Source organism: Nitrospirota bacterium, assembly GCA_037386965.1.
In the GTDB taxonomy this organism is placed as follows: Bacteria; Nitrospirota; Thermodesulfovibrionia; order Thermodesulfovibrionales; family JdFR-86; genus JARRLN01.
The window spans coordinates 1-4,349 of the sequence record JARRLN010000121.1 but is presented as its reverse complement, the minus strand read 5'-3'; the positions used below and the strand labels follow the sequence as shown (position 1 = coordinate 4,349).

At 63.1% G+C, this 4,349-nt stretch carries 4 protein-coding genes; 2 read left to right on the top strand and 2 right to left on the bottom strand.

Features of this window, described 5'->3' with window-relative positions; genetic code table 11:
* Positions 1-223: 223 nt before the first annotated feature.
* Together P8Y39_12595 and P8Y39_12590 are read right to left on the bottom strand one after the other, a co-directional pair.
* The gene (locus P8Y39_12595; protein MEJ2193154.1) at positions 224-1,393 is read right to left on the bottom strand and encodes a Do family serine endopeptidase; all 1,170 of its coding nucleotides are present in this window, start codon (positions 1,391-1,393) and stop codon (positions 224-226) included.
* Positions 1,394-1,478: 85 nt separating this feature from the next.
* Entirely contained in the window at positions 1,479-2,594 is a 1,116-nt protein-coding gene (locus tag P8Y39_12590) for a phosphotransferase (protein MEJ2193153.1), read from the bottom strand.
* A 94-nt stretch (positions 2,595-2,688) separates the two neighbouring features.
* Between P8Y39_12590 and P8Y39_12585 the strand changes: the two genes are divergently transcribed.
* On the top strand, positions 2,689-3,597 hold the full coding sequence (locus P8Y39_12585) for a PfkB family carbohydrate kinase (GenBank protein ID MEJ2193152.1): 909 nt from the start codon (positions 2,689-2,691) through the stop codon (positions 3,595-3,597).
* Between the two features lie 28 nt (positions 3,598-3,625).
* A partial coding sequence (locus P8Y39_12580) for a hypothetical protein (GenBank protein MEJ2193151.1) occupies positions 3,626-4,349 on the top strand: 724 nt, incomplete at its 3' end.

The window sequence follows — 4,349 nt, the reverse complement described above, 5'->3', positions numbered from 1 at the left end:
GTTTGGACGAACGAAATTGAGACCAGCACGCGTGTCGAGGGCAGGTTGGCATCCGCTGAGGTCTGCCGTTCTGCGATCTGCACGATGGACTTGACGGTACCCGGCAGCGCAACGGCCGCACCCGGCAGGCAGGCCAAGGTAAGCGCTAGAAACAGGGGCCAATTGAACATGGGCTCTCCTTCCTGGGCTTCCAACCCCACGTCGAGCTGTTTCGGCTCAAGAGCTACTCGCCAAAGGCCATGTGCTCCGGAAGCTGCCCGATGGTCACCGACAGGGTCTTCTCCTCTCCCTTTCTGACCACCGTTAGCTTGGCCTTCCCGCCCGGGGACGTGCTGGCCACCATGTTGCGAAGTTCCCGGGGGCTCTTGACCTCCTTGCCCTCGTAGGAGACGATGATGTCGCCCCTTTCAAGGCCCGCCTCGGCCGCCGGGCTCTTTTCCACCACGTCGCTTACCAGGACGCCCTTGACCTCCTTGAGGCCGAACTGCTTGGCCAGCTCCGGCGTTATGGGCTGGATGGTCACGCCCAGCCACCCCCGGATGACCCGCCCTTTCTCGATGAGGCTCTTCATCACGGTCCGGGCCATGTTGCTCGGGATGGAAAACCCTATCCCCTGGTACCCGCCGGTGGTGGTGAAGATGGCCGTGTTGATGCCCACGACCTCGCCCCTGGGGTTGACCAGCGGGCCTCCGGAGTTCCCCGGGTTGATGGCCGCGTCGGTCTGGATGAAGTCCTCATAGTCGGCGATGCGCACGTTGGCCCTGCCGATGGCGCTGACGATGCCCATGGTCACCGACTGGGTAAGCCCGTAGGGGCTGCCCACCGCAATGACCACCTCTCCCGCCTTCAGGGCGTCAGAGTCCCCCCAGGCCGCGGCCGTCAGCCCCTTGGCGTCTATCTTGACCACCGCGAGGTCGGTCGGGGGGTCGCTGCCCACGACCTTTCCCTTGAACTCGCCCTTCCCTACGACGGTCACGTGAATCTCTTCGGCGTCCTTGACCACGTGGTAGTTGGTGACGATGTACCCGGAGGGGTCCACGATGACCCCGGAGCCCAGGCTTACGCGCGTCTCCTCCTGGGGCTCTCCGTACTGCTTGAAGAACTCGTCTCCGAAGAACCGCCGGAAGAAGGGGTCCTGGAAAAGGCCGGGCGGGCCGACCCGCCGCTGCACCGTGTGCGTGCTGGAGATGTTGACCACCGAGGGCTTCACCGCCTCGGCAACGCGGACCAGCGCTTCGCTGACCTGGGTGAGCGTCTTGACCGCCTCCTCCGGGACGGGCTGGCTGTATCCCTTGTTCTGGATGTCCAGGTCGGAAGACAGGGTCAGACCGAGGACGAGACCGATGGCAATAAGCAGCGCCATGCCGCTTATCGTAAGCGTCTTCCTTTTCATTTTGATCCTCCTTCTCTTTCGGGTGAGTGAGAGCCGCAGACGTTTACTATACCAAGCGAATTATGAAAAAAGCATGAACCGCCCCCTATGCCCCCGAGACCAGGGCCTCTGCCTCCTCCGGGGCAAAGCTCCTCCGGTCAAGCACGTTATGGACAAACCGGAAAAGGAGCCTCCGCCCCTCGTCCCCCAGTTCGGGGTAGAACGCGGGGTTTGCCACCACCGCCCCCCGGAAGGCGAAAAACGGGGCCAGCACCTCCAGGACCTCGGTGTCCCCGGTGGCCCTGACGTAGGCGTCAAAGAAGAGCTTGAGGGCCTCCACGCAGGCCCCCGTGAAGGCCCCCCGGTGCTTGAGGGAGAGAAAGACGTAATTGATGCTCAGGGCCGTCAGGTCGTCGGCCGCCTCGCCCCATGGGCCGCGGCTTCTGTCCAGAAGGCGCATCCTCCCCCTCCAGCCCCGCACGTCCTCCCGGTCCTCCTGCTCGCCGTCCCCCGTCCGTTCGGGCCGCCCCTCCCACCAGATGTTTCCGGGATGGAAGTCCCCGTGTATCTGGCAGAGCCTGTGCGTCCGCTTTCTCAGGCGGAGGCGCCAGTCGACGCACTTCTTCTCGATGGCGGCCATCTCCCCGGCGGGGATAACCCCTTCGGGGTAGGCGTCGAAGACCCCCATCAGGCACTCCCCGTGGCCGATGACGTCCCGTATCTTCCGGAGGTACAGGGAGCGGGACTCCCTCTTTAGGGCGTGTATGCCGGCCAGGTACTCCGTCATGGCGCGTATCTTCGCCCTGTCCTCGGCCCGGAGGGCGTCCCTGCCCGCCATGGCCTCCAGGTCCCTCATGTAGGGCTCGCCCCTGACTTCCTCCATCACGAGGTAGTATTCCCTGCCCCCGGCCACCGAGAAGAAAGAGCCGTCCTCCCGCTCCGCGAGCACGTCCAGGGCGCGCACATGGGCCGGCAGAAGGCCGAAGGTGTCATAGGCCAGGAGAAACAGCCCGGCCCTGTCGGCGGGGTAGTCGTGCCCCAGCCCCTCGGGGCGGACGCTCTTCAGGACATATCTCCGCACCCCCTCGCGCGTGTCGAGCTCGAGCAGGAAACCCTGCCCGTGGGCCCCCCGGCCCAGGGGGGTGAGGCCCCTCAGGCGGCACTCCCCCAGGGAGCGGCGGAAATGCTCTTCAAGGGATTTTGCGGCCAGGGAAATCTCCATCGTGGCTAAGATTATAGAGCATCCGTCCGCCCTTGGATACCCTGCGCGGCGCGTGTTATAATATCGGGATTTTCCCCGGGGAGAGTGCGATGCTATGAGTTTGCTTGTCGTGGGCTCGGTGGCCTTTGATTCGGTAAAAACGCCCTTCGGCGAGGTGGCGGAGGTCCTGGGGGGCTCGGCCACCTATTTTTCCACCTCCGCGAGCTACTTCACGGACGTCAGGCTCGTTGCCGTGGTGGGGGAGGACTTCCCCGAGCGGCACGTGGGCTTCCTCAAGACGAGAAACATCGACATCCAGGGGCTGGAGCGCGTTCCCGGCCGGACCTTCCGATGGCAGGGGGAGTACGGCTACCAGCTCAACGAGGCCCATACGCTCAAGACGGAGCTGAACGTCTTCGAGACGTTCAGGCCCAAGCTCCCCGAGCCCTACCGGGCCTCGGACATCGTCTTTCTGGCCAACATAGACCCGGACCTTCAGCGCGATGTCCTGGGCCAGGTCCAGAGCCCCTCGCTGGTGGCCATGGACACCATGAACTTCTGGATAGAGGGCAAGCGGGACTCTCTCATGGAGACCCTGAAATTCGTGGACATCCTCATCATAAACGACGCCGAGGCCCGCCAGCTCACCGGAGAGGCCAACCTGGTCAAGGCGGCCCAAGGGATCCTGGCGATGGGACCCAAAACACTGGTTGTCAAACGGGGTGAATACGGGGTCCTGGTGTTTCATGAACACACCATATTCTCTGCTCCGGCCTATCCTCTCGAAGAAGTCTACGACCCGACCGGTGCTGGAGACACTTTTGCCGGTGGTTTCATGGGTTATCTGGCCGCAACCGACAACCTCTCGCAGGGCACGATTCGCAAAGCCACGGTGTTTGGCAGCGTCATGGCCTCCTTTACCGTCGAGGACTTCAGCCTGAATCGCTTGCGTCGCCTGAACTGGAGTGATGTCGAGGAGCGCTTCCGGCATTTTCAGGCTCTGACGACCTTTGAAGGGCTCTAACGCCCGCAACCCTTGATCGGAAGTGCTCATGTTCGTCTGGGATCAATCAACGCGTGCCATCATGGTGCCTGCCGGGCAGGTCATCCACCTGTTTCGTTCCATGCGGGATGTTCAACTGGCCCTGCCGGGGGTTTCCGCTCAGGAAGCGACGGCATACCTGTGTCAGTACCGGACCGACGCAGGGATCGAGACCGTAGCGGTGTTTCACCTTCATCAGAGTGACGTGCTGGCCTTTTATTTCAGCGAGCCGCGCGCTGCCCCGGCCACACAGATGGAGAAGATGCTCAATCAGGGCCTCAATTTCGTCGAGTCGATGGGGTTTTTGCTGACTGATCAGGACATTCACTACCTGGATGATGCCGACCGGAAAATGTTGTGGGAGTCCCTGCCGCTGATGGCGGGTTTGCCCAAAACCGGGTCGGAGCTTGCCGCCTCCGGTCAATCCGGAGAAGACATTCAGGCCGATCCCGAGGAATTGACCGAGATGGTCGAATCGGCACTAGACGCACCGAACCTGGGGGCTGCAGGCCGTGACCAGACGACGGCGAGCGCAGTGTCTGCTTCCTCACGGGACACGGCCGAATCAGCGATTGCGGATGAGACCGCGGACGCCAATGTCGATGACTTGCTCGCCGCGGTGGAAGCCATGCGCGCTAAGCGTCCCGGACTCCGGGCTGACAGGGCCGTGCCGACGTCAGCCGAGATCAACCGTCGCAAGGATGACCTGCGTCAGCTTGTCGGGCGAATTCTCG

Bases quoted from the DNA above. Each gene is read 5' to 3' on its own strand.
- P8Y39_12595 (MEJ2193154.1), bottom strand. From the start codon at position 1,393: ATGAAAAGGAAGACGCTTACGATAAGCGGCATGGCGCTGCTTATTGCC.
- P8Y39_12590 (MEJ2193153.1), bottom strand. From the start codon at position 2,594: ATGGAGATTTCCCTGGCCGCAAAATCCCTTGAAGAGCATTTCCGCCGC.
- P8Y39_12585 (MEJ2193152.1), top strand. From the start codon at position 2,689: ATGAGTTTGCTTGTCGTGGGCTCGGTGGCCTTTGATTCGGTAAAAACG.